The 3,252-nt window shown below is 37.9% G+C and carries 4 protein-coding genes; all 4 read left to right on the plus strand.

Going from position 1 to position 3,252, the window contains the following annotated elements; genetic code table 11:
• The coding region (locus tag UC75_RS21820; protein ID WP_228137389.1) for an NAD-binding protein at positions 1–712 on the plus strand (712 nt) is incomplete at its 5' end.
• A 163-nt stretch (positions 713–875) separates the two neighbouring features.
• The gene (gene hslO / locus UC75_RS14205; protein ID WP_005301920.1) at positions 876–1,751 is read left to right on the plus strand and encodes an Hsp33 family molecular chaperone HslO; all 876 of its coding nucleotides are present in this window, start codon (positions 876–878) and stop codon (positions 1,749–1,751) included.
• Between the two features lie 135 nt (positions 1,752–1,886).
• Positions 1,887–2,498 carry a LysE family translocator gene (locus UC75_RS14210; RefSeq protein WP_049837966.1) on the plus strand — a complete coding sequence of 204 codons (612 nt, stop codon included), beginning with the start codon at positions 1,887–1,889 and terminating at the stop codon, positions 2,496–2,498.
• Between the two features lie 145 nt (positions 2,499–2,643).
• The coding region (locus UC75_RS21825) for a DnaJ domain-containing protein (protein ID WP_228137390.1) at positions 2,644–3,252 on the plus strand (609 nt) is incomplete at its 3' end.

Here is a 3,252-nt window from a genome sequence, read left to right on the forward strand (position 1 = left end):
CATTCCTCTGTTTAATAAGGAACGTCCACCTGAATACGATGAAATTCCTCAGCAAGATAACCCGATTATCATTGCTGGTTTTGGTCGATTTGGACAAATTATCGCGCGTATTGCCCGTCTGCAACATTTAGGCTTTACCGCAATCGACAATAATCTTCATCAAGTGGACTTTGTTCGTCGATACGGCGGTAAGCTTTATTATGGCGATGTGACCCAGCCAGATTTATTGCGTTCGGCAGGTATTGAAAAAGCCAAAGTATTTATTTTAGCGATTGATGATGTTGAAGATTCAATGAATGTCGCTCGCCATCTCAGATTAAATTATCCAAACTTAAAGCTGTTGGCTCGTGCTCGTGACCGCCATCACGTACATCTTTTAAGAGATTTAGGCGTTGAATACATTTGGCGTGAAACATATTTATCTTCATTAGGAATGGCTTATCGCGCCTTACGAGAACTCGGTATCTCAGATGAACAAGCCTATAACAATATCGAAATCTTTCGGGATTATGATGAGAAATTGCTCATACAACAGCAAAGTATTTATACTGATGAACAGAAGATCTTTGAAACACACCGTAATGCCTTAGCCGAACTTGAACATTTGTTTGAAAGTGATGCGCAGCAACAGGCTACATCAAAACATGATGTGAATTTAAAGCGTCATTTACAGCCAAATCGCATCGACATTACAAGAGATCATCTAGAATAACTTGAGATTTCAGAAAATGGCTATATTAAGGACTTATTCACATTGCCTAAATAATTGGACAATGGGCACAAAGCTGCCCCTGTCCGGCTTGCGGCTTCGCTGCATTTCCTAAGCTTGATTAAAACGAAATAGTTATACTCTGCTTAGGGCCCTGGAGAATATTATGTCTGATTTACGCCAACGCTTTTATATTGAGAACTTTCCGGTTCGTGGGGAAGTAGTTCATCTAGAAGAGGCACTACAAACTATCTTAGCTCAACGTGACTATATGCCTGCGGTTAAAATTCTGTTAGGTGAAATGTTGAGTGCGACTGCATTACTTGCAAGTACACTAAAAATCAAAGGCCGTATCAGCTTGCAAATCCAGGCTAGCGGCACCTTTAAGTGGGCAATGGCTGAATGTAATCATTTGGGTGAAGTACGTGCTCTAGCTGATTATGAAACGGACCCACGCTTCATCGAAGCAACAGACAGTAGTACAGTTCTTGGCGCTTTAGTTAATCCAGTTTTATTTATTAATATTGAACCTGAATTTGGCGAGCGTTATCAAGGGATTGTCCCGCTTGATCAAAAAACTTTAGCTGGCTGTTTAATGCAGTATTACGATTTGTCTGCACAAATTCCAACTCGCATTGTGTTAGCAAGTACAACCAAACGCTCTGGTGGTTTACTGATTCAGCTTTTACCACGTCATGATGAAGAAGAGCAAAACTTGGTCGATGAAGATTTATGGCCACGTTTGACAATGTTGACCGAAACATTAAAAGCCGAAGAGCTAACCAATTTAGATGCAAACGAAATTTTATATCGTTTATATAACGAAGAAGAAGTTCGTTTACCAGAAATTGAAGCACTAAAATTTGGCTGTACATGTTCAAAAGAACGCTGTGCAAATGCGCTGATTCAAATTGGTGTAGACGCTGTTCATGAAACTTTAGAAGAACAGAACCCTATTCGTATGGATTGTCAGTTCTGTAATACTCAATACACCTTTACGGCTGAAGAAGCTTTAGCATTATTTGGTGAACATTTAAGTTAATTATTAAAATTTATAAAAAGGCGGATATACCGCCTTTTTATTTGTCTGTACTTTTGATGATAGTTTTCAATATTTTATTTTAAATAGGATAATATAAGGCTACTTTATAGCCTATAAATAGATGCTTAAAACGCCATGAATTATTTTGATTATTTTCTCTTTATTTTTAGCGTAATTATTATGATTGCGACCCCTGGCCCCGTAATGATTTTAGTTGCAAGCGCTGGACTTAAAGGAGGCTATAAAAAAGCACTTGAAACCATTTTTGGTACAAATCTAGCATCTCTTGTCTTAATTTTTATTTCAGTACTCGTTTTAAAGGGAGTACTGAGTGTTAATGATAATTATCTCAATATCATTCGTATTTTAGGCTGCCTATATATTGGTTATTTGGGTTTTAGTATTCTTAAAGAAGTGATTCAAGCACCTCATCCAGAAGCAATACAAACAGTTTCAGCACAAAATGGTGGCTTTAAGAAAGGCTTTCTCGTGGGTATTTCAAACCCTAAAGATATTATTTTTTTCTCGGCTTTCTTTCCGCAATTCGTCTCTATTACCCCTCAATTAAATTTAAGTTTAACCATACTGACCCTGACATGGATTGTTTTAGACTTCCTCACCTTATCTTTGGTTTATATATTCTTCCGTCGCCTCTCTAACAGTCATTTATATCCAAAAATATTAGGCCTATGCGGTTTATTACTTTTACTTATTGCCCTTTACGGCTTATATCAAAGTTTCATCTAAATCATGAAAGGTATGGGCTCATTTGCCTATACCTTTTTCTATCAATTTCATTTGGGAATAGAACAACTCTTATACAATCTAGCTTATTGAAAACTCTAAAAATCGTTTCATAATGAAATAAACAACTCCATCGTGATAAAACATTATGGCAAAAAATTATTATGAAGAATTAGGGGTTACACGCAAAGCCTCTGCTGATGAAATTAAAAAAGCTTATCGGAAACTAGCTCGTAAATATCATCCTGACATCAGCAAAGAAAAAGATGCAGAAGAAAAGATGCAGGCCATTAATGTTGCCTATGACACGTTAAGCAATGCAGAAAAAAAAGCTGAATATGACCAGATGTTAGATCATCCTCAAGGTTTTAATAACTTTGGTCAAGGTGCTGCACAAGGTGGTTTTGATGGAGCACAGTTTTATCGCCAAGGCTTTACAGGTGGTGAACAAGCAGACTTTAGCGGTTTTGAAGATTTATTTGGACGTTTTGGTGCAGGATTTGGTGGTGGTCAGCAGCAGTACCAAAGACAACAGCGTAGTTATCGCGGTGAAGACCAACATGCCAGCATAGAGGTTGATCTTGATATTGCCTATCACGGATCAACACAACAGATTACCCTGCAAATCCCGACCATGAATGCTTATGGCGAACCTGAAGTTCAACGCAAAACCTTACAGGTAAAAATACCAAAAGGTATGAAAGAAGGTCAGCAAATCCGCTTAAGTGGACAAGGACAAAGTGGCATCAATGGCGGT

Source organism: Acinetobacter sp. V2 (genome assembly GCF_001188385.1).
Lineage (GTDB): Bacteria > Pseudomonadota > Gammaproteobacteria > Pseudomonadales > Moraxellaceae > Acinetobacter > Acinetobacter oleivorans.

Excerpts from the sequence above, each read along its gene's own strand:
- hslO (WP_005301920.1), top strand. The coding sequence starts at position 876 with ATGTCTGATTTACGCCAACGCTTTTATATTGAGAACTTTCCGGTTCGT.
- UC75_RS14210 (WP_049837966.1), top strand. The coding sequence starts at position 1,887 with ATGAATTATTTTGATTATTTTCTCTTTATTTTTAGCGTAATTATTATG.